At 65.5% G+C, this 21,773-nt stretch carries 17 protein-coding genes, 1 tRNA gene and 1 pseudogene; 9 read left to right on the top strand and 10 right to left on the bottom strand.

Translation table 11 applies throughout. The features are described from left to right. Window positions 1-204 precede the first annotated feature (204 nt). The 3 genes from oxlT (at window position 205) to QC826_RS04000 (ending at window position 4,603) form a co-directional block, all read left to right on the top strand. Complete coding sequence (oxlT, locus tag QC826_RS04010; RefSeq protein WP_279764504.1) at window positions 205-1,521, top strand: oxalate/formate MFS antiporter; 1,317 nt, start codon at window positions 205-207, stop codon at window positions 1,519-1,521. A 112-nt stretch (window positions 1,522-1,633) separates the two neighbouring features. Then, on the top strand, window positions 1,634-2,392 hold the full coding sequence (locus QC826_RS04005; protein ID WP_093383142.1) for an SDR family oxidoreductase: 759 nt from the start codon (window positions 1,634-1,636) through the stop codon (window positions 2,390-2,392). Window positions 2,393-2,473: 81 nt separating this feature from the next. After that, a complete protein-coding gene (locus QC826_RS04000; protein WP_279764502.1) occupies window positions 2,474-4,603 on the top strand; it encodes a putative bifunctional diguanylate cyclase/phosphodiesterase in 2,130 nt (709 codons plus the stop codon). A gap of 84 nt (window positions 4,604-4,687) precedes the next feature. Here QC826_RS04000 and QC826_RS03995 read toward each other — a convergent pair whose 3' ends face one another. Next, a complete protein-coding gene (locus QC826_RS03995; protein WP_093383136.1) occupies window positions 4,688-4,933 on the bottom strand; it encodes a hypothetical protein in 246 nt (81 codons plus the stop codon). Window positions 4,934-5,130: 197 nt separating this feature from the next. On the opposite strand from QC826_RS03995, the gene QC826_RS03990 reads away from it, so the two are divergent. Next, complete coding sequence (locus tag QC826_RS03990; protein ID WP_139236246.1) at window positions 5,131-5,826, top strand: hypothetical protein; 696 nt, start codon at window positions 5,131-5,133, stop codon at window positions 5,824-5,826. A 328-nt stretch (window positions 5,827-6,154) separates the two neighbouring features. Here QC826_RS03990 and QC826_RS03985 read toward each other — a convergent pair whose 3' ends face one another. Beyond that, a complete protein-coding gene (locus tag QC826_RS03985) occupies window positions 6,155-7,756 on the bottom strand; it encodes an ImmA/IrrE family metallo-endopeptidase (RefSeq protein ID WP_279764501.1) in 1,602 nt (533 codons plus the stop codon). A 135-nt stretch (window positions 7,757-7,891) separates the two neighbouring features. Here QC826_RS03985 and QC826_RS03980 point away from each other — a divergent pair, with 135 nt between their 5' ends. Beyond that, window positions 7,892-8,092, top strand: a complete 201-nt coding sequence (locus QC826_RS03980) for a hypothetical protein (protein WP_279764500.1) — start codon at window positions 7,892-7,894, stop codon at window positions 8,090-8,092. 16 nt (window positions 8,093-8,108) lie between these two features. Here the strand turns inward: QC826_RS03980 and QC826_RS03975 are convergent. The 3 genes from QC826_RS03975 to pepN form a co-directional block, all read right to left on the bottom strand. Next, window positions 8,109-8,184 (bottom strand) — tRNA-Thr (locus QC826_RS03975). 108 nt (window positions 8,185-8,292) lie between these two features. Beyond that, the gene (locus QC826_RS03970; protein ID WP_279764499.1) at window positions 8,293-9,294 is read right to left on the bottom strand and encodes a class 1 fructose-bisphosphatase; all 1,002 of its coding nucleotides are present in this window, start codon (window positions 9,292-9,294) and stop codon (window positions 8,293-8,295) included. Between the two features lie 45 nt (window positions 9,295-9,339). Then, a complete protein-coding gene (gene pepN / locus QC826_RS03965; RefSeq protein WP_279764498.1) occupies window positions 9,340-11,997 on the bottom strand; it encodes an aminopeptidase N in 2,658 nt (885 codons plus the stop codon). Window positions 11,998-12,239: 242 nt separating this feature from the next. Between pepN and QC826_RS03960 the strand changes: the two genes are divergently transcribed. Then, on the top strand, window positions 12,240-12,920 hold the full coding sequence (locus tag QC826_RS03960) for a DUF4136 domain-containing protein (protein WP_279764497.1): 681 nt from the start codon (window positions 12,240-12,242) through the stop codon (window positions 12,918-12,920). A 118-nt stretch (window positions 12,921-13,038) separates the two neighbouring features. On the opposite strand, the gene QC826_RS03955 is transcribed toward QC826_RS03960, so the two are convergent. From QC826_RS03955 to QC826_RS03935, 5 genes and pseudogenes are all read right to left on the bottom strand, one after another. After that, a complete protein-coding gene (locus QC826_RS03955) occupies window positions 13,039-13,191 on the bottom strand; it encodes a hypothetical protein (protein ID WP_174900388.1) in 153 nt (50 codons plus the stop codon). 28 nt (window positions 13,192-13,219) lie between these two features. After that, window positions 13,220-14,196: pseudogene (locus QC826_RS03950) on the bottom strand (quinone oxidoreductase family protein). A gap of 61 nt (window positions 14,197-14,257) precedes the next feature. Further along, window positions 14,258-14,659, bottom strand: coding sequence for a methylglyoxal synthase (locus tag QC826_RS03945; RefSeq protein WP_279764496.1), 402 nt, complete (start codon window positions 14,657-14,659; stop codon window positions 14,258-14,260). Between the two features lie 41 nt (window positions 14,660-14,700). Then, the gene (locus QC826_RS03940; RefSeq protein WP_279764495.1) at window positions 14,701-15,621 is read right to left on the bottom strand and encodes a DMT family transporter; all 921 of its coding nucleotides are present in this window, start codon (window positions 15,619-15,621) and stop codon (window positions 14,701-14,703) included. 230 nt (window positions 15,622-15,851) lie between these two features. Further along, window positions 15,852-18,347, bottom strand: a complete 2,496-nt coding sequence (locus tag QC826_RS03935; RefSeq protein ID WP_279764494.1) for an alkaline phosphatase D family protein — start codon at window positions 18,345-18,347, stop codon at window positions 15,852-15,854. Window positions 18,348-18,590: 243 nt separating this feature from the next. On the opposite strand from QC826_RS03935, the gene QC826_RS03930 reads away from it, so the two are divergent. From QC826_RS03930 to hemF, 3 genes are all read left to right on the top strand, one after another. Further along, complete coding sequence (locus QC826_RS03930) at window positions 18,591-19,316, top strand: YebC/PmpR family DNA-binding transcriptional regulator (RefSeq protein ID WP_279764493.1); 726 nt, start codon at window positions 18,591-18,593, stop codon at window positions 19,314-19,316. 73 nt (window positions 19,317-19,389) lie between these two features. Further along, on the top strand, window positions 19,390-20,658 hold the full coding sequence (purD, locus tag QC826_RS03925) for a phosphoribosylamine--glycine ligase (RefSeq protein WP_279764492.1): 1,269 nt from the start codon (window positions 19,390-19,392) through the stop codon (window positions 20,656-20,658). A 192-nt stretch (window positions 20,659-20,850) separates the two neighbouring features. Continuing rightward, complete coding sequence (hemF, locus tag QC826_RS03920; RefSeq protein ID WP_279764491.1) at window positions 20,851-21,768, top strand: oxygen-dependent coproporphyrinogen oxidase; 918 nt, start codon at window positions 20,851-20,853, stop codon at window positions 21,766-21,768. Window positions 21,769-21,773 lie beyond the last annotated feature (5 nt).

Here is a 21,773-nt window from a genome sequence, read left to right as displayed (position 1 = left end):
GCCGCTTCTTTGCTTGCATTAAAAGCAAAGTGGCCTACAAGCAACAATTTACAGCGAAATGAATTATTTGCAATTAATTTCCATTGTTAAACATTGCTTTTTATACTATCGTTGACTGGCTCGCCCCGTTCGCGCGGGGCCGGGTCGACGCGGCGCCACCAGCCCGCGTCGCGCCGTCCGCCACTCCATTCAAGGATACACAGCATGACTACACTGACTCAAGTGCGGCAAGCCGACGCCGGCGCGCCCGCGCCACGCCGCTGGCTGCAGCTCATCATGGGCATCGTCTGCATGGCCATGATCGCCAACCTGCAATACGGCTGGACCCTGTTCGTGCTGCCGCTGGAACAGAAATACCACTGGGGCAAGGCGGCGATCCAGGTCGCCTTCACCATCTTCGTCGTCACCGAGACCTGGCTGGTGCCGGTCGAGGGCTACCTGGTCGACCGCTTCGGCCCGCGCATCGTGGTGATGGTCGGCGGCGTGCTGGTCGGCATCGGCTGGGTGATGAACTCGATGGCCGACAGCCTGCCGCTGCTCTACGCGGCGGCCGCCGTCGGCGGCGTCGGCGCCGGCGCCGTCTACGGCACCTGCATCGGCAACGCCCTCAAATGGTTCCCCGACCGCCGCGGCCTGGCCGCCGGCCTGACGGCGGCCGGCTTCGGCATGGGCTCGGCGCTGACCATCATCCCGATCTCGGCGGTGATCAAGGAAAGCGGCTACGAGACGGCCTTCTTCTACTTCGGCCTGGCCCAGGGCGCGGTGGTGTTCGCCATCGCCTTCTTCCTCAAGGCGCCCGCCGGCGAGGCGCTGCGCGGCGCCGCCAAGGTGGTGCAGAGCGCGGTGAGCATGAAGTGGAGCGAGATGATACGCACCCCGGTGTTCTGGGTGCTGTACCTGATGTTCGTGCTGATGGCCGTCGGCGGCCTGGTCGCCACCGCCCAGCTGGCGCCGATCGCCAAGGACTTCGCCATCGCCGACGTGCCCGTCTCCATCCTCGGCCTGACCCTGCCGGCGCTGACCTTCGCGCTGTCGCTCGACCGCATCCTCAACGGCCTGACGCGGCCCTTCTTCGGCTGGGTGTCCGACCAGATCGGCCGCGAGAACACCATGTTCATCGCCTTCGGCCTGGAGGCGGTCGGCATCGTCCTGCTGAGCCAGTTCGGCCACGACCCGTTCTGGTTCGTCGTGCTGACCGGCCTGGTGTTCTTCGGCTGGGGCGAGATCTACAGCCTGTTCCCGTCGACCTGCGGCGACACCTTCGGCAGCCGCTACGCCACCACCAACGCCGGCCTGCTGTACACGGCCAAGGGCACGGCGGCGCTGCTGGTGCCGTTCAGCAGCCTGATCACCGCCGCCACCGGCAGCTGGCACACGGTGTTCTACGTCGCCGCCGGCATGAACGCGCTGGCCGCCGTGATGGCGCTGCTGGTGCTCAAACCGCTGCGCGCGCGCATGCGCAACCTGCGCCCGGTCAAGCCGGAAATGATGGTGGTGCACGGCGCCAGGGCCAACGGCTAAAGCACCGCCCGGCCCGCTTCGCCACGCCGCATTGGATCGCAAGAAACGGGGTGCCGCCATCGCTCTTCGCCGCTAATCTACTTCCTCTTTTAATGACATCGAAGGAGTGGAGATGAATGCATTGAGCGACAAGGTGGCGATCATTACCGGCGCCAGTTCGGGCATCGGCCTGGCCACGGCGCGGCTGTTCGCGCAGCACGGCGCCAGGCTGGTGCTGGTGGCGCGGCGCCGGGCCGAACTCGACGCGCTGGTCGAGCAGCTCGGCGCCGAGCGTGCCGTGGCCTACGTCGGCGACGTCGCCGAGGAGGACTGCGCGCGTGGCGCCGTGGCGCTCGCCGTGGCGCGCTTCGGCGGCCTCGACATCGCCTTCAACAACGCCGGCACGCTCGGCGCGATGGGGCCCACGCCCGGCCTCGACGCCGACGACTGGCGCCGCACGCTGGAGACCAACCTCACCGGCGCCTTCCTCGGCGCCAAGCACCAGTTGCCGGCGATGCTGGCGCGCGGCGGCGGCTCGCTCATCTTCACCTCGTCCTTCGTCGGCCACACGGTCGGCATGCCCGGCATGGCCGCCTACGCCGCCACCAAGGCCGGCCTGGTCGGCCTGACGCAGAGCCTGGCGGCCGAGTTCGGCGCCCGGGGCGTGCGCGTCAACGCCATCCTGCCCGGCGGCACCGACACGCCGATGGGCCGCGCCTCGGCCAACAGCCCCGAGGCGCTGGCCTTCGCCGCCGGCCTGCACGCCCTCAAGCGCCTGGCCGCGCCGGAGGAGATCGCCCGTTCCGTGCTCTACCTGGCCTCGGACGCGTCCAGCTTCACCACCGGCGCGGCGATGCTGGTCGACGGCGGCGTGTCGATCAACCGCACCTGAGCTTGACGGCGCTCAAGCGCGCGCCGGCCGGACGCAACGCCGGCGCCGCCCGCCTGTCCAACCCGGTGGAAGGGGAACGGCATGCGCCTGGCGGAATTCATCACCAACAACATCGACGCCCTGCTCGAGGAGTGGCAGAACTACGCCCGCACCATCAGCGCGGCCGAGAAGATGGACCCGGCCGCGCTGCGCGACCACGCCCGCCAAATGCTCGAATGGATCGCCGCCGACCTGGCCTCGCCGCAGACCGAGGAACAGCAAATCGGCAAGTCGCGCGGCGTGGCGGCGTCCGCCGGCGCGGCGTCCGGCCGGCCCGACACCTCGGGCCGGCAACACGGCGCCGGCCGCTTCGGCTCGGGCTTCAGCATCGAGGACGTGGTGGCCGAGCTGCGCGCGCTGCGCGCCAGCGTGTTGCGCCTGTGGAAGCGGGCCTCGCCGCCGACCATCGCCACCGAGCTCGACGACATGACCCGCTTCAACGAGGCGCTGGACCAGGAGCTGACCGAGTCGGTGGCCAGCTACACGGCGCACAAGGACCAGCAGGTGACGCTGCTGCAGACCATTTTGTCGGCCTCGCCCGACCACAGCTGCGTGCTGGACCGCGACGGCCGCTTCCTGTTCGTCAACAAGTCGCTGGCCGAGCAGTACGGCCTGCCGCCGCGGCGGCTGATCGGCAAGAGCCTGTTCGAGCTCGGCCTGGACGGCGCGGCCGACCTGCGCCACAAGATCGACCAACTGGTGCGCAACCGCGCGCCGCTGCGCGGCGAGCTGAGCTACCCCGCCGACAACGGCAAGGCGCAATGCTACGAATACATCCTCACCCCGGTGCTCGACCGCGAGGGCGAGGTGGAGGCGATCGCCAGCACGGCGCGCAACATCACCGAACGCAAGGCCTGGGACGAGCGGATCTGGCGCAAGGCCAACTTCGACGCGCTCACCGGCCTGCCCAACCGCAGCCTGTTCCGCGACCGCCTGGAGCAGGAGCTCAAGCACTCCGAGCGCAACGGCGTGCCGGTCGCCCTGCTGTTCATCGACCTCGACCATTTCAAGGAGGCCAACGACAAGCTGGGCCACGACGCCGGCGACACCCTGCTGCAACACGCCGCCGAGCGCATCCGCAGCTGCCTGCGCGAGAAGGACACCGTGGCCCGGCTGGGCGGCGACGAGTTCACCGCCATCCTCACCGACATCGGCGGCGCCGACCATGTGCAGAACATCTGCAACAAGATCCTCGGCGAGCTGGCCCGCCCCTTCGCCATCGGCCCGGAGCGCATCGGCGTGTCCGGCAGCATCGGCGTGACCTTGTTTCCGCAGGACGCCACCAGCGCCAGCCACCTGCTGCGCGGCGCCGACCGGGCCATGTACGCGGCCAAGAACAACGGCGGCAACCAGAGCCGCTTCTTCGCGCGCAACATGCACAAGGCCTCCCAGTTGCGCTACCGCCTGATCGCCGACCTGCGCCAGGCCCTGCCCGCCGGCCAGCTCAGGCTGTACTACCAGCCCATCGTCGAGCTCGTCGACGGCGGCATCCGCAAGGCCGAGGCGCTGCTGCGCTGGTCGCACCCGCAGCGCGGCCTGCTGCCGCCGGCCGAGTTCATCGGCCTGGCCGAGGAGATCGGCCTGATCAACCAGATCGGCGACTGGGTGTTCACCGAGGCGGCGGCGCAGGCAAGGCGATGGGGCGAGCTGCTCGGCGGCAGCTTCCAGGTCAGCGTCAACAAGTCGTCGGCGCAGTTCGCCGCCCACGCCCAGCGCCTGAGCTGGGCGGCCCACATGCGCCAGCTGGGACAGGCCGGCAACAGCGTCTCGGTCGAGTTCATGGAGGGCGTGCTGACCAACGTCTCCGAGGCGGCCGGCGACGAGCTGGCCAGCCTGCACCAGGCCGGCATCGAGCTGGCGGTCGACCACTTCGGCGCCGGCGCCTCGTCGATCGCCACGCTGAAAAAGTTCGACGTCGACTACCTGAAGATCGACCGCTCCTTCCTCCACGACATGGCCGCCGACGCCGGCAAGCAGACCATCCTGGAAACCATGATCGCCATGGCCCACAGGCTGGGGCTGAGGGTGATCGCCGAGGGGGTGGAGACGGCCAAGCAGCGCGACTGGCTCAGGGAGGCCGGCGCCGACTACGCGCAGGGCTTCCTGTTCTCCGAGCCGGTGCCGGCCGAGCAGTTCAGCGCGCTGCTGGGCGGCGGGCAGGCGCGGCATTGATGTTCGGTTCGGACCTCGACAAGCAAGTTCTGCGGGCTTCCAATTCCGGGTTCCGCCGCCGGCGCCTCGGCGCGCTGGATGCCGTCACTCGTCCGCTATATCGGTGCCTACCTCAAGCACCTTCGGCCCATTGCCTGCATTGCCTACCTTTGCGACGGCAGGCCGAGCACGCTCTACCTGTACTTTGGCGGCTTGGAGAAGGCGCAAGCCCTCCGCCTGCATCACAGCAGGGTCAATGCCTTCCAGCACTTGGTCATCGGACATCGCGAGTAGTTCATCCACCACCGTGTCGATGAAGCTGTCGAATTCGTTTGTCGCTTTGATCGTCATGTTTTTCGCCGGTCAGGGTCCAGCTCGGATTCTGGAATAGCAGACATAGATAGGGCTTCCTCTCTAGTACTCTCCAACAGCTGACCGTGGACACTACTGCCGTAAGATTTTTTCGCTCATGTGTTATCAAAATCTAGACAATTCGAAAGATCGCCTCGCATATACTTCCACTGTACCGTGCCGGAGAGTCATCTGCCATGTCATTCCGCATTTCGAAGACACCAACCTGCTATCACTGCGACGCCGAAGGCACTGGGCGAGAACACGTGCCGCCTAAATGCCTGTTTCCGAAGGGCGGCGACTGGTCGGGCTTGATGACCGTGCCGTCCTGCGTGGCGCACAACAACGCCCACTCGAAGGCAGACGATTATTTGAAGTTTTTGTTGGGTGCAATCGCCTTGAACATCCCAGGCGCCATCACGAGCAGCGCGGCTAGAAGCGTTGTAAGGCTTGCGCAGATGGGCAGCGGCAACCTGCATAAGTATGGATTTCATCGGAACGGCGACGTTCTGGTGATCGACAACGTTTTTTCGCTCGACTTCGAACTCTTGAGCGCGTGCCTAGAAAAGATGGCGCGCGCAATTTATTTCTATCACCTCAGCGGTCGACGAAAGCTCTTGGGCGACCTGCAGGTCTGGCCACTATTCATTCCTATCGATCCTCGGATTGCCCCCGAACTCGCATCGGCGGTGGCCACAGTTCAAGCCTCGACAGCCCAGGATTTCGAGCAGCATGCAAAGCTTGGGTTGCACCAGGATATTTTTGCGTACCAAGTCTTCGAAGGACCGGGGAGCGTTGCCATCAACATGGAGTTCTACAGAGGGCATCGGGTCTCGGTCATGGGCGTGGCGGAGCAAGCTGTGACGCGCATAGGCGCGGGTAACGCCCGCTAGCGCCCCCATTGACCCGCCGAATTCAGCACAGCGTTGTGTGGGTGCCAAAGGCTCCGGCCCCCGGTCACTCCCGAACATTCAGGACTAATGCAGGAAATCCCATATCGCTGCCGGTGCTCTCCGCTGCTGAGGCTACATGCGGGATTTTCCCGCATGTACTGGAATCGACCGCGCATACGATGGCTGGGCGGCATATCATCCAAAAGCTGGGTAGTTCAGACAGACAGTGGACCTAGCCAATCGCTGCCGTGACGCGCTCAAACTTGAGCGCATCTCCTCGGGCTTTAGCTGGTTACGCGCTGGCCGCTTGAGTGCGGCGATGAGCCACTTACCTTGCTACAGGGCGTGGCGTAAGTAAGGTTGGGCAGGCGGTACGCAATTCATCCGCATATGAATAGAGACAGGCTAGGGCGTGCTCTTCTGTCCGCCCTGGGCCAAAAGCATTCCGGAGAACGCCATCACATGCGCTGCCGGCAGTTAGCTTTATCGATAATTCCGAAAAATCGCTGTTATGCATCAAACCAATGACGAGCTCTTCAAAACAGAGGACTCGTCCAGCTAGCGCGGATTTTATCGGTCCATCCGCCATCGTATTTAGTGCTCTAACGGCCCGCTTATCTCCAGTAATAAGATAAGCGCCGGGTGTCATAGCCACCGTTGCCGCAAGGATAGCCTCGCCGGCGTCAGCACCAGTTTCCATTATGGCTTCGAGGACATCGATATCCACTTCGTCATGAGTGATAATAGTTACTAACTGGCAAAACCTTTCCAATCTAACCAGAACCTCAGGATTGTTCCTTAGCGTCTTCCTCATCTTAAAAATGCAGGTATGAAGAATTGCAATTGATTTCACTGGAAGCTGTATGTATGCCAGGAACTCGTCAAAAAGGTCGCAGTGGGCAAGCTTAAAGAGAATATCGTTATCTGACAAAACAATCATTTTGTCTCGATATTCAAGCGTGTGCCGCAGGGGCTTAGTCAGCAAAGATGCTTGGTCATCAGACAGGGAATCTTGGTCTATATGTGCGAGCAAATTATTATTGACTACGCTGGTGTCCGTCGCAGTGGCGGGGAGCAGCTTAAGAGCAGCGTTCGCCAGCGCGAAAATTTCTGCGGCATGAGCGAAATTTAGAATGATATGACCGGGATCAATCTTGTTTTTCTGGCCATAAGTGATGGCTGCGTTGGCCAACTTAGCCGCAGTGACATATTTTTCGCCAGACGAGTAGCGAATGTCACTTCCATTTAATAGCTGAACAGCAAAGGAATCCGCCGCACGCTCATCAGCGTCTGCCGTATTGCTAGTAATAGCAGCATCTATAAGCGTGCCATCGTCACTTCCCAAATGTCCTAATGCAATATGTCCGATTTCATGCGCAAGATGAAACAGTAAATATGGAGCCGCTTTTTTAGTGCAAAGAACAATGGCACTGCGCCCATGATGCCGAATTGCTACGGCATCCATTTTTTTTCCCGGTAACTCAGGCATGTGAAGTACTGGAACACCTATGCGGTTGCAATAATCCAACAACGCGGACAAATCAATACACTTATGATTCAGCAACAGCGCATTTCGAATATCCAATGCGCTTGGTGGCGGTGGGATATAGGCGGATGGAACTGCTTGAACGGCCAACTTGGCAATGCCAGTGGCATACTCAGCGCTAAGTTGAATGCTGGGCTCATCAACGGCCTTGCTGAATTTAAACTTGCGCCGCGCTGCCTTAAACTCAATTTGAGCAGATGCATCCCGCAGCGAGCGCAGTTCGAAATTCATCCCTGAGGAGATGATAAGCTGGGCTTGTAGTAAGGCACTAGGGGTGGCCGCCAGAGAGTCGTCCCACCAATCAGGAAGCAGGCGACGAGCAAACGCTTTCGTCACGCCTTTTCTGCCCAAACGTGCGTACAGGGAGTCCATTGGATTAGTCATCACGGTCTCCTTTCTGTCTTCGAACGCCGTTCCCGCGCCGAACTAGCGCATTACATCATACCAAATATCCAACTTGTAGTGTCAGTTTCGATTCTGCCAGCGGTACATGCAGCACTCGTTTTGCAGCAGCAAAAGATGCTCACCTACCAGCGTGCCCAGGGACAGATTTCCAATCTAAAACAGGGGCTGTTCTGGATGCGAACGACTAAATTGACAAGCATAAGACCCAAGGTTGCAACAACCATCAAGCCCTGGGGCGTTCGGAAGCATACCGAGCAGAAAAATTTCTCCCAGAAAAGACAAAAGGGCTACACGCCGAAGCATGTAACCCTTTGATCCTACTGCAAATTCCTGGTGCCGCTTGCCGGAATCGAACTGGCGACCTTTTCATTACGAATGAACTGCTCTACCAACTGAGCTAAAGCGGCGAAGTCGCATATTCTAACAAACAAATCCCAAAACTGGCTAGTCCGGACGCAATTATTTTTCGTCAAGCTGACAAAATGTCATTGCATTCGGACGTGGCCGGGCTTGCCTCAAGCCTGGTGGTAGCCGGTCACCACCGCCACCTCGTCGCGCGAGCCGAGGAACACCGGCACGCGCTGGTGCAGCTTGTGCGGTTGGATGTCCATGATGCGGTTGACGCCGTCGGTGGCGGCGCCGCCGGCCTGCTCGACGATGAAGGCCATCGGGTTGGCCTCGTACATCAACCGCAGCTTGCCCGGCATGCTGGTGTCGCGCGTGTCGGCCGGGTACATGAAGATGCCGCCACGGTTCAGGATGCGGTGCACGTCGGCCACCATCGAGGCGATCCAGCGCATGTTGAAGTTGGTGCCGCGCGGGCCGGTGTCGCCGGCCAGCAGCTCGTTGACGTAGCGCGTGACCGGCGGGTGCCAGTGGCGCGCGTTCGACATGTTGATGGCGAACTCCTTGGTGGTGGCCGGGATCTTGATGTCGCGCTGGGTCAGCACCCAGGAGCCCATCTCGCGGTCCAGCGTGAAGCAGTTGACGCCGTTGCCGGTGGTCAGCACCAGCATGGTCTGCGGGCCGTACACGGCGTAGCCGGCGGCGACCTGCTTGGTGCCGGCCTGCATGAAGTCGGCCTCGGTCGGCTGGCCCATGCCGTCCGGCGCCTTCAGCACCGAGAAGATGGTGCCGATGGAGACGTTGACGTCGATGTTGGAGGAGCCGTCCAATGGGTCGAACAGCAACATGTATTCGCCTTTTGGATAGCGGTTCGGGATCGGATGGATCGATTCCATCTCTTCCGACGCCATGGCCGCCAGGTGGCCGCCCCATTCGTTGGCCTCGAGCAGGATCTCGTTGGAGATCACGTCCAGCTTCTTCTGCACTTCGCCCTGGATGTTTTCCGTGTGGGCGCTGCCGAGGATGTCGCCCAGCGCGCCCTTGCCCACCGAGTGGCTGATGGTTTTGCAGGCGCGCGCCACCACTTCGATCAACAGGCGCAGTTCGGCCGGGATCGTGTTGTTGGTGCGTTGTTCTTCGACCAGATATTGCGTGAGGCTGATGCGTTTCATGAATTCCCTTGGTTGATTGGGGTTGCTGAATGGACGTAGTTTACCCTACCGGGCGCCGGCCAGCGCCTTGCTGACCACTTCCAGCACGTCGTTGGACAGCCGGGCGTGCGCGGCGACGCGCTCCAAGGCGCGCTGCATGTGCGCCTGCAGGGCCGGCGTGTAGCGGCGCCAGCGGTCCATGCTGCGCGCCAAACGGGCCGCCACCTGCGGGTTCAGCGCGTCCAATTTGATGACGTGCTCGGCCCAGAACTCGTAGGCGCTGCCGTCGGCGGCGTGGAACTGCGACGGGTTGCCGTTGGTGAAGTTGAAGATCAGGCTGCGCGCCCGGTTCGGGTTCTTCAAGGTGAAGGCGGGGTGCTCCATCAACTTGCGCACGGCGGCCACGTCGGTGCCCGGCGCGGCGGCCTGCATGGCGAACCACTTGTCGACCACCAGCGCCTCGTGCTCGAAGTCCTGGTAGAAGCTGTGCAGGTGTTCGCCGACCTCGGCGCCGCTGTGGATCAGCGCGACCAGCGCGGCGGCGCGGTCGGTCATGTTGCCGGCCTCGGCGAACTGCTGCCGCGCCAGCGCCAGCTCGGCCTCCTGCGGCGCGATCAGCAGGTAGGACAGGGCCAGGTTCTTCAGCGCGCGCTTGCCGGCCGACAGGGCGTCCGGGCTGTAGGCGCCGGGCGTCTGGTTGGCGTGGTACTGCGCCAGCAGCTCGGGCTTGAGGGCGGCGGCCAGGGTGCGGCGCATGAACTGGCGCGCGGTGTGGATGGCCTGCGGCTCGACCACCTCCATCTGCTCGGCGATGATGGTCTCGGACGGCAGAATCAGCGCCAGCTCGCGGAAGGCCGGGTCGAGCGTTTCGTCGACCAGCAGCGCGCGCTGGGCGGCGATGAAGGTGTGGTCCAGCGCCAGCGGCTTGCCGGTGGCGACGGCGGTGGTCAGCTTGAGCAGGCGTTCCATGGCCAGGCGCTGGCCGGCCTCCCAGCGGTTGACCGGGTCGCTGTCGTGGCTGAACAGGTGCAGCAGCTCGGCGTCGGTGTAGTCGTACTCCAGCACCACCGGGGCGGAGAAGTCGCGCAGGATGGACGGCGTCGGCCGCTCGGCGATGTCGTGGAAGCGGAAGGTCTGCTCCTCGCCGGTCAGCTCCAGCACCACCGTGGCCTGGCCCTGGCGGTCCTTGGCGTCGGTGCTCAGCGGCAGGTCGCGCCCGTCGGCGCCGAGCAGGCCGACGGCCACCGGGATGTGGAAGGGCAGCTTGTGCTCCTGGCCGGCCGAGGCCGGACAGTGCTGGCGCAGCGTGATGTCGAAGGTGCGGGCGATGGCGTCGTAGTTGGTCTCGGCGCGCACCACCGGCGTGCCGGCCTGGCTGTACCAGCGCTCGAACTGGCCCAGGTCGCGGCCGTTGGCGTCGGCCATGGCGGCGCGGAAGTCGTCGCATTCGACGGCCTGGCCGTCGTGGCGCTCGAAGTACAGGTCCATGCCCTTGCGGAAGCCGTCGCGGCCCAGCAGGGTCTGGTACATGCGCACCACCTCGGCGCCCTTTTCATAGATCGTCACGGTGTAGAAGTTGTTGATCTCGACGAAGGAGTCGGGCCGCACCGGGTGCGCCATCGGGCCGGCGTCCTCGGGGAACTGGGCCTGGCGCAGGGTGCGCACCTGGTCGATGCGGGTGACGGCGCGGCCGCTGTCGGTGCCGATCATGTCGGCGGAAAACTCCTGGTCGCGGAACACCGTCAGGCCTTCCTTCAGCGACAGCTGGAACCAGTCGCGGCAGGTGACGCGGTTGCCGGTCCAGTTGTGGAAGTACTCGTGGCCGACCACCGCCTCGATGCCGGCGTAGTCGATGTCGGTGGCGACGCGCGAATTGGCCAGCACGAACTTGGTGTTGAAGATGTTCAGGCCCTTGTTCTCCATCGCGCCCATGTTGAAGTCGCCGACGGCGACGATCATGAAGCGGTCCAGGTCCAGCTCCAGGCCGAAGCGCTGCTCGTCCCAGCGGATGCTGTTTTTGAGCGACTGCATGGCGTAGTCGGTCTTGTCGAGGTTGCCCTCCTCCACCCACACCTGCAGCAACACCTCGCGGCCCGACTGCAGCGTGTAGCGCTCCTCCTGGCAGACCAGGCGCGCCGCCACCAGGGCGAACAGGTAGGACGGCTTTTTGAACGGGTCCTCCCACTTGGCGTAGTGGCGGCCGTCGTCCAGCTCGCCCTGTTCGATCAGGTTGCCGTTGGACAACAGCACCGGGTACAGCGCCTTGTCGGCGCGCAGCATCACGGTGTACTTGGCCATCACGTCGGGACGGTCGGGGAAGTAGGTGATGCGGCGGAAGCCCTCGGCCTCGCACTGGGTGAAGAAGTTGCCGTTCGATACGTACAGGCCCGACAGGGTGGTGTTCTTCACCGGCGCGGTCAGCGTCTCGATCTCCAGCACCACCGCCGGCGGCGCCTTGCGGATGGTCAGCGTGCTGCCGGTCAGCTCGTACTGGCCGGGCCGCAGCGTCTTGCCGTTCAGGCGCAGCTGGACCAGCTCGAGCTCCTCGCCGTGCAGCACGATGTCGCGGCTCTTGCTGGCCGGGTTGTGGCGCAGCGTGACGCGGCTGGCGACGATGGTGCGGGCCGGATCGAGGTCGAAGCCGAGCTCGACGGTGTCGACCAGGTAGCTGGGCGGAAGGTAGTCTTTGCGGAAAATCGTCTGGGGGCTGCTGTCGGTGCGCATAGGGGCTCGGGAGGGGGACGAAGACAAAGGGCTATTTTACCAACTTCAAGGGCCGGCGACGGGCGTTTTGCGCCGCACGCGGCGGCGAAGTTGTGGCGAAGTTGCCGCGAGCTTGCCGCCAGGTTTCCGGTTTCCCGTCCGCCGTAACAATCTGTAATAATCAGGCGGGCGCCTATGCATCGTCGTAAACTAGGTTTTAGCCATTATCGTCACTGATTCGTCACTGATCGGAGAGCAATATCATGAAATATCTGGCCATCCTGGTGGCCGCCGCCAGCCTCCTGTTGAGCGGCTGCGCCACCACCATCCGCAGCAACGTCACCGCCTTCAACGACTGGCCGGCCGCGCCACAGGACAAATCCTATGTGTTCGAGACGCCGCCGGCGGCCGAGGACACCCTCGAATACCACAGCTATCAAGTGCTCGTGAGCAACGAGATGGCCAAGCTAGGCTTCCGCCAGACCAACGACCCGGCCAGCGCCGGCCTGCGCGTCGGCATGCACTTCTCCACCACCGACGTGCCGGTGCGCGTGTTGCAGGCCAACGACCCGTTCTGGGCCGGCCCGGCCTGGCCGTACAGCCGCTACGGCTTCTACCGCTACGGCTACCGGCCGTTCTACTACGACCCGTGGCGCTACAACGCCTACGAGGTGGAGGAAGTGGTCAAGCACAACTACGAGCGCCTGCTGCGCGTGACCATCAACAGCCGCGACGGCCGCAAGCTGTACGACGTCACCGTCACCAACTCCAGCCGCGTGCAGGCCACGCCGCACGTCATGCCGGCGCTGGTGCAGAGCGCCTTCACCGGTTTCCCCGGCCAGAGCGGCGTGCCGCGCCGGGTCGACCTGAAGATCGCACCACAGGCCAGCGACGACGGCGCCGCCGCGCCGGCCAGCCCAAGCGCACCGGTGCCGGCGGCTTAAACCCCCACCCCGCAACCCAAGGGGACGGACCCGTACGGGGTCCGTCCCCGGCCGCCGCGCTTTGCGGGGTAACAAAAAAACGCGCCTCGGCGCGTTTTTTCATGTCCGCGGCCGTCGGCTAGGAGTAGTAGGCCTCGGCCGTCAGCGTGATCACGCCGATCAGCGCCACCGCCAGCACCAGCACGATCAGCAGGCGGCCGAACTTGGGCGAGCCGTCGTCGGGCGCCGCCGGCTTGGCGGATGGGGTGCTGCTGTCGGTGTGGTCGGTCATGGCGATGGCGGTTTCTCTGGTGGGCGGATCAAGGCAGCAAAATGGACGAGCCGGTGGTCTTGCGCGCCTCCAGTTCGGTATGGGCGAGCGCCACCTGGTCCAGATTATAGCGCTGGCGCACCTCGATCTTGACTTCGCCGCTGGCCACCACGCCGAACAGCGACTTGGCCGACGCCTCCAGGTTCGTTCGCGCTTGGCCATATAGCTCATCAAGGAAGGCCGGGTGATGAACAGCGAGCCGCGCGAGGCCAGCTCCTGCAGGCTGAACTCGGGCACCGGGCCGGAGGCGTTGCCGAAGCTGACCATCATGCCCAGCGGCGCCAGGCAGTCCAGCGAGCCGGTGAAGGTGTCCTTGCCGATCGAGTCGTAGACCACCGAGACGCCCTTGCCGCCGGTGAGCTCGCGCACCCGCTCGACGAAGTTCTCCTTGTTGTAGTTGATGACGTGGCTGGCGCCGTGCGCCAGCGCCAGCGCGCCCTTCTCGTCCGAACCGACCGTGCCGATCAAGGTCACGCCCATCACCTTGGCCCACTGGCAGGCGATCAGGCCGACACCGCCGGCGGCGGCGTGGAACAGCACCGTGTCGCCGGCCTTCAGCGCCACCGTGCGGTGGAACAGATACTGCACCGTCAGCCCTTGCAGCATCATCGCCGCGCCGGTCTCGAAGCCGATCGAGTCGGGCAGCACCAGCAGCACGTCGGCCGGCATGTTGCGCGCCTGCGCGTAGGCGCCGTTGGGCCGGCCGGCGTAGGCGACGCGGTCGCCCACCTTGACGTGGGTCACGCCCTCGCCCACCGCCTCGACCACGCCGGCGCCCTCCAGGCCCAGGCCGGCCGGCAGCGGCTGCGGATACAGGCCTGTGCGGAAGTAGACGTCGATGTAGTTGAGGCCGATGGCCTCGTGGCGCACCTGCGCCTCGCCCGGCCCCGGCGCGCCCAGCGCCACCTCGACCAGTTCCATCACCTCGGGACCGCCGACGCGGTTCATGCGGACTACTTTTGTCATGTTCACTCCTGTGTGGCGATCTGCGTGGGCGGCGCGGCCGCCGCACAAAGTCTAACCCGCTTTACAGCGGCGCGACGGCCTGCTGGGCGGCGCGCAACTGCAGCTGCGACAGCACCAGGTGGGCCGAGGTCATGTTGGTGGCGCAGGGGATGTTGTGCACGTCGCAGGCGCGCACCAGGGCGTTGATGTCCGGCTCGTGCGGCTGCGGCGTCATCGGGTCGCGCAGGAAGATCACGCAGTCGATGCGGCCCTCGACCAGCAGCGAGCCGATCTGCAAATCGCCGCCGAAGGGGCCGGAGTGCTTGCGCTCGACCTTCAGGCCCAGCTCGTTGGCGAGGCGGCCGCCGGTGGTGCCGGTGGCGGTCAGGCTGCAGCTGCGCAGGAAATCGAGGTACTCGCCGGCCAGGGCGATCATGTCGTCTTTTTTCTTATCGTGGGCGATCAGGGCTATGCGGGTGGTCATGGCGGCTTCCGTGGTGATGGGTGAAAAGAAAACGAGCTAAACTATTTATTCTTCGACAACTGGTAGATCCCCGCCAGCACCAGCGTGGTGCCGGCCAGCTGCCACGGCGTGATGCTCTCGCCGAGGACCAGCGCGCCGAGGAACAGGGTCGAGACCGGGCCGATCATGCCGGCCTGCGAGGCGGTGCCGGCGCCGATGCGGGCCACGGCGATCATGGTCATGAACACCGGCATCACCGTGCAGAGGATGCCGTTGACCAGCGACAGCCAGTACACCGGCGCCGGCTGGATCAGCAGGGAGGCCGGGCGCAGCAGGAAGAACTGGGCGATGCAGGCGACGCTGGAGACGCACATGGCGTAGGCCACCAGGCGCAGCGCGCCGAGGCGCTTGACCATTTCGCCCGACAGCAGCAGGTAGACGGCGTAGGAGGCGGCCGAGCCGAGCACCAGCATCGAGCCGAGCGCGACGTTGCTGGCGCCGCCCTTCAGGTCGTGCAGGAACACCAGCACGATGCCGCAGTAGGAGATCAGCAGCGCCAGCCACTGCTTGCGGCTGATGTGGCGGCGCAGGAAGACGGTGGTCATCAGCAGCACGAAGGTGGGCGTGAGGAACAGGATCAGCCGCTCCAGGCCGACCGAGATGTATTGCAGGCCGAGGAAGTCGAGGAAGCTCGACAGGTAGTAGCCGATCAGGCCCATGCCGACCAGGCGCCAGCGGTCGGACACGCTGAGCGGCGGCCCGCTGCGCATCTGCCAAACGGCGACGGCGGCGAACACCGGCAGCGAGAACAGCATGCGGAAGGCGATCAGGGTGACCGCGTCGATGTGGTAACGGTACAGCAGCTTGGCCACCACCGCCTTGGTGGAGAACAGCACGGCTCCGCCAATGGCCAGCAGCAGCCCGCCGAGATAGGCGCGGCGCGCGTGGGCGCCCTGCGGGGCGTGCGATAAGCTTTTTTCCATGCCCAGATTGTAAGGGCAAACGGCGCAGGCCGCTCGGGACGGGCTTGCAATGCGGAAAGGCCGGCCGTGGCGGTGGAACCAGGGCCGGCCATTGGACGCCAAGTTTAGGCGCAGGCGGATACAACAACACCAGCGGCAGAGAGCCAGGGTCAGCCAGGGTCAGACAGGGTCAGACCCTAGGGTCTGACCCTCAATGCGCACCGCTGGGTTTTCTCCGGCCGGCCTACGTCTTAGGCGACAGTTACCGCCGCCTTGCCAGCCTCGACGGTGGCGGTGGTGACACGGGCCACCACGTTGCTCGGCGCGTTGCCGCCGACCAGCTTGTTGACCTGCTTGAACTGCGCCACCAGCTTGCCCGGGGTCAGCGTGACCACGGTGTAGCCCTGGGCGTCGGTGTTCAGGTGCTTGAGCCACGGGTTGTTGCCCAGCGACGCCAACTGCTGCGCCAGACCCAGCAGGGTGACGCTGAAGGCGCTGTTGGCCTTCAAGCCGGCCAGCACGGCGGCCACGGTCGGGTCGAGCTGCGCCTCCGGCAGACCGGCCGCGCCCAGCATGCCGCGCAACTGCACGCGGATCTGTTCGGCCAGCGTGTCGACGGTCGGCGCCGCCTTGCCCATGGTGTAGTCGAGCAGGTTGAGCGGCAGGGTCAAGGTGCCCACGCCCGGCACCGGGATCGGCAGCGGGTAGGTGACCAGGGCGGCGATGTCGCCCAGGCTGTCGGCGGCCGACTTGATGTAGGTGTAGAAGGAGTCCGAGCTGACGCCGGCCGAGACCAGGTCGACCATCACCGGCGTGCCGCCGCCGGCGGCGTCGAAGTCGTCGTTGACGGTGCCGGCGAAGAAGGAGTGGATGTCGCCGGTCAGCGCCACCACGTTGGCCACGTTGTTGCTCTTCAGGTGGGCCATCAAGTCCTTGCGCTCGGCGTTGAAGCCGTCCCACTGGTCGCAGTTGAGCAGGAAGCGGGTGAAGAACGGCGCCAGCGCGGCCTGCTTGCCGGAGGCCACGACGAAGGCCGAGGCGGCCTTGTTGGCCTGCACGTCCGGCTTGATCCAGCCGAAGGCGATGGTCTGCGCGGCGGCGGTGGCCTGCGCCTCGGCGCCGGTGGCGGCGGCGGCCGCGCCGAAGGTGGCGGCGGCGATGCCGGCCTGGGCCGCGCTCAAACCGGCGCCGACCGCCGCGGCGGCACGCGCGGCGGTGGTGGCGGCGGCGCCGGCGATGGCGCCGGCGGCGGCCTGCGCCACGGTGTTGCTGGCGCCGGCGGTGACGGCGGCGACCAGGGCGGCGGCCACCGGCACGTTGCCGCCGACGGCGGCGGCGGTGGTGCCGACCTTGCCGGCCAGGGTGGCGATGGAGTTCAGCGCCAGCAGCGTGGCGATGGCGTCGGAACCGTTCAGGCCCATGCGCAGCAGCGAGACCTCGTTACCCCACAGCTTCCAGGTGCTGGTGGCGGACTTCATCTTGTCCTTCCACCAGCCGCGCTGGGTGGTGCCGAGGATGCCGACAATGCTCAGCGGGTCGGCGCCGATGCTGACACCGCCGGCCATCTTCTTCGCCTCGGCGCCGGCCAGCACATCCTGCGGCACCATGTAGCGCGCGCCCAGGCTGCCCAGCGGCTTGCCGGTGGCCGGGTTGATCGCCGCCTCGGGGATGGCGTGGTCGGAGCGGTACAGGCGCTCGTCGGTCATCACCAGCTGCATCAGCTTGCCGAACTGGAAGTCGCGGTAGATCTTGATGTTCTGCACGCTGTCGCTGGCAGCGTCGAAGCTGACGTCGGCCGGCATGTATTCGAACCAGGCCTGGTTGGCGCTGCGCCGGCGCTGCGGCTGGCGCAGGTCGCTGCCGTCGGCGTTGAAGCTGCCCTCGTAGGTCTCGGCGTCCTGCCAGCAGTCGTCGGAGAACTCGTGGTCGTCCCAGATGGCGATGAAGGCGAAGCGCTCGTGCACCGCCTGCAGGCGGCTGTCGGTGCGGTATTTCTTGTACAGGTAGCGGTAGTCGGCCAGCGTGGTGGCGTAGCGCGCGCCGGAGCTGCCGTGCTTGAAGGTGCCGTCGGGCAGCTTGAGCTTGTCGTGGCGGCTCTCCACGGCGCCGCTCTGGAAGTCCTCGCCGACCGTCTCGTAGATGTAGTCGCCCAGGTGGACGATGAAGTCGAGCTTTTCGGTGGCGGCGATGTTGGCCAGCGCGCCCCAGTGGTTGACGCTCCAGTCCTGGCAGGTCAGGTAGGCGAACTGCAGCTGGGCGACGTCGGCGTCGGCCGCCGGCGCGGTCTTGCAGCGGCCGACGTTGGAACGCACGTCGCCGGCGACGAACTGGTAGTAGTAGACGGTGTTGGCGTTCAGGCCGGTGACCTTGTGGCGCACCGTGTTGTCGAAGGCGGACTTGAGGGCCAGCGTGGTGTCGACCACCATGGTGCCGCTCAGCGCGGCGTTGCTACCCAGCGCGGCGGCGTTGTCGGCGGCGGTGACCAGCACGCGCAGGCCGACGTCGGCGGCGCTAGGCGCCGGGCCGACCGGGTCGGCGCCGGCCGGCAGCGCGCGCGTCCACAGCATCACGCTGTCGGCGCGCGGGTCGCCCGAGGCGATACTCTGCGGGAAGGTCCAGTTGGCGCCAGCGGCCGGCGGCAACGCCGGGTCGGCCTGGGTGCTGCCGCCGCCACAGCCGGCCAGGCCGGTGGTGGCGGTCGACACGGTGATGAAGCCGCTGTACTTCAAAAACTGCCTTCTGTCCATCTTGCTGTCTCCCGAGGAAATATTGCCAAAAGGTGATCCTAGCACCGCCAGATGACAGCTTGCCTACAAGAAATTGAGGGTTTCCTCTATTGGTGCGGCGCAGCGCGGCCTTTGCTGCGGCGCAGCGCGGCCGTTGCCGCGGCGCGGCGAAAGAGGCCGAAAGAGGCCGGCGGGCGCGGCTCCGCCCCTGCCGGTATGCTAAAATACCGGCCTCACCGACACACCGCCGAAGGAAGATCGAACATGGCTGGACACAGCAAATGGGCCAATATCAAGCACAAAAAGGCCGCAACGGACGCTAAACGTGGAAAAATCTGGACGCGTCTGATCAAGGAGATCACCGTGGCCGCGCGCATGGGTGGCGGCGACATCGCCACCAATCCGCGCCTGCGCCTGGCGGTCGACAAGGCGGCCGACGCCAACATGCCGAAGGACAACGTGTCGCGCGCGGTCAGCCGCGGCACCGGCGGCGAGGACGGCGCCGCCTACGAGGAGGTGCGCTACGAGGGCTACGGCATCGGCGGCGCCGCCATCATCGTCGACTGCATGACCGACAACCGGGTGCGCACGGTGGCCGAGGTGCGCCACGCCTTCAACAAGCACGGCGGCAACATGGGCGCGGAGAACTCGGTGTCCTTCATGTTCAAACACTGCGGCCAGCTGCTGTTCGCGCCCGGCGTCAACGAGGACGCGCTGATGGAAGCGGCGCTCGAGGCCGGCGCCGAGGACGTGGTGGCCGACGACGAGGGCGGCTTCGAGGTGTTGTGCCCGCCCAACGACTTCGCCAGCGTCAAGGACGCGCTCGACGCGGCCGGCTTCAAGGCCGAGGTGGCCGAGATCATCATGAAGCCCGCCACCGAGACCGTGTTCACCGGCGACGACGCCGTCAAGATGCAAAAGCTGCTGGACGCCCTGGAAAACCTCGACGACGTGCAGGAAATCTATTCGAACGCGCTGATCGAAGACTGATCGGCCCTAGCTCTCCCCTGGACGGCGGCCGCGAGGCCGCCGTTTTCCGCTCTCCTTTTGAACGAACGGTCCTATGAAAATTTTGGTAGTCGGCTCCGGCGGCCGCGAACACGCGCTGGCATGGAAATTGGCGCAGTCCGAGCGCATCCAGATGGTGTATGTCGCCCCAGGCAACGGCGGCACCGCGCGCGATTCGCGCCTGGTCAACGTCAACATCACCGACCTGCACGAGCTGGCCACCTTCGTCGAGCGCGAGCACATCGGCCTGACCGTGGTCGGCCCGGAAACGCCGCTGGCCGGCGGCATCGTCAACCTGTTCCGCTCGCGCGGCCTGAAGGTGTTCGGCCCGACCAAGGAAGCGGCCCAGCTGGAGTCGTCGAAGGACTTCGCCAAGGCCTTCATGCAGCGCCACGGCATTCCGACGGCGCGCTACCAGACCTTCTCCGAGGTGGCCCCGGCGCACGCCTACATAGCCGCGATGGGCGCGCCCATCGTCATCAAGGCCGACGGCCTGGCCGCCGGCAAGGGCGTGGTGGTCGCCATGTCGCTCGACGAGGCGCACCAGGCGGTCGACGACATGTTGGCCGACAACCGCTTCGGCGACGCCGGCGCCCGCATCGTCATCGAGGAATTCCTCGCCGGCGAGGAGGCCAGCTTCATCGTCATGTGCGACGGCAAGAACATCCTGCCGCTGGCCACCAGCCAGGACCACAAGCGCCTGAAGGACCACGACCAGGGACCGAACACCGGCGGCATGGGCGCCTATTCGCCGGCACCGATCGTCACGCCGGCCATGCACGCCCGCGTGATGCGCGAGATCATCGACCCGACCATCGCCGGCATGGCCAAGGACGGCATCCCGTTCACCGGCTTCCTCTACGCCGGCCTGATGATCGACGACAAGGGCACGCCGCGCACGCTGGAGTTCAACTGCCGCATGGGCGACCCGGAGACGCAGCCGATCATGGCGCGCCTGAAGACCGACCTGTTGTCGGTGATGGAGCACGCCGTCAACGGCACGCTCGACGCCGTCGAGCTGGAGTGGGACCGCCGCACCGCCGTCGGCGTGGTGCTGGCCGCCGCCGGCTATCCGGACGCGCCGCAAAAGGGCGCCGTGATCGACGGCATCCCGGCCGAAACGGCCGAGTCGGTCACCTTCCATGCCGGCACCGTCGAGGTCGACGGCCAGTTGCAGGTCAGCGGCGGCCGCGTGCTGTGCGTGGTCGGCCTGGGCGACAGCGTCAAGATGGCGCAGAAGCAGGCCTACGAGACGGTCGACCAGATCGCCTTCGAGGGCATGCAGTGCCGCCGCGACATCGGCTGGCGCGGCCTGAAGCACTAAGTAGTCGCGCCCACGCCGTCGAGCACGGCAACACCGCTGGCGACAATCGAGGGTCAGACCCTAGGGTCTGACCCTGGCTCTGCGCCCTCGGCTGATTTGACGCTCCCGTCAGCCCCCTCCCCCCATTCGCAGCTATCACAAAAACGCGCAACAGGGTACAATCGACCCTTACTTTTTGTTTTGCGCCGCACAATGTCGTTTTCCCCCAATCCTCCCGCCGTCAAAGCCTATCTGCTTGAGCTGCAAAACCGTATCGTCCAGGCGCTCGAGTCGCTGGACGGCAAGGCCTTCCTGCGCGACGAATGGGAGCGCCCGGGCGGCGGCGGCGGCATCACCCGCCTGGTCGAAGAAGGCAACGTGATCGAGCGCGGCGGCGTCAACTTCTCGCACGTCACCGGCCCGGCGCTGCCGCCGTCCGCCTCGGCGCACCGGCCCGAGCTGGCCGGCCGGCCGTGGGAGGCGATGGGCGTGTCGCTGGTGCTGCATCCGCGCAACCCGCACGCGCCGACGGTGCACATGAACGTGCGCTTCTTCTCCACCAGCACGGCCGACGGCACCCCGGTGTGCTGGTTCGGCGGCGGCATGGACCTGACGCCCTACTACGGCTACGCCGAGGACGCCACGCACTTCCACCGCGTCTGCCGCGACGCGCTGGCGCCGTTCGGCGACGAGCTGCACCCGCGCTACAAGAAATGGTGCGACGAGTACTTCTACCTGAAACACCGGCGCGAGGCGCGCGGCATCGGCGGCATCTTCTTCGACGACTACAACGCCGCCGGCTTCGAGCAAAGCTTCGCCATGGTGCGCAGCGTCGGCGACGGCTTCCTCGACGCCTACCTGCCCGTGCTGGCGCGGCGCAAGGACACGCCCTACGGCGAGCGCGAACGCGACTTCCAGGCCTACCGGCGCGGCCGCTACGTCGAGTTCAACCTGATCTTCGACCGCGGCACGCTGTTCGGCCTGCAGTCGGGCGCCGGCCGCACCGAGGCGATCATGATGTCGATGCCGCCGATCGTCAAATGGCGCTACGAATGGCAGCCGGAGGACGGCACGCCCGAGGCGGCGCTGTACACCGACTTCCTGCCGCCGCGCGACTGGCTCACCACGTGAGGCCA

The sequence above is a fragment of the Rugamonas sp. DEMB1 genome (assembly GCF_029834475.1).
In the GTDB taxonomy this organism is placed as follows: domain Bacteria; phylum Pseudomonadota; class Gammaproteobacteria; order Burkholderiales; family Burkholderiaceae_D; genus Rugamonas; species Rugamonas rubra.
This window is presented reverse-complemented; position numbering and strand designations above follow the sequence as displayed.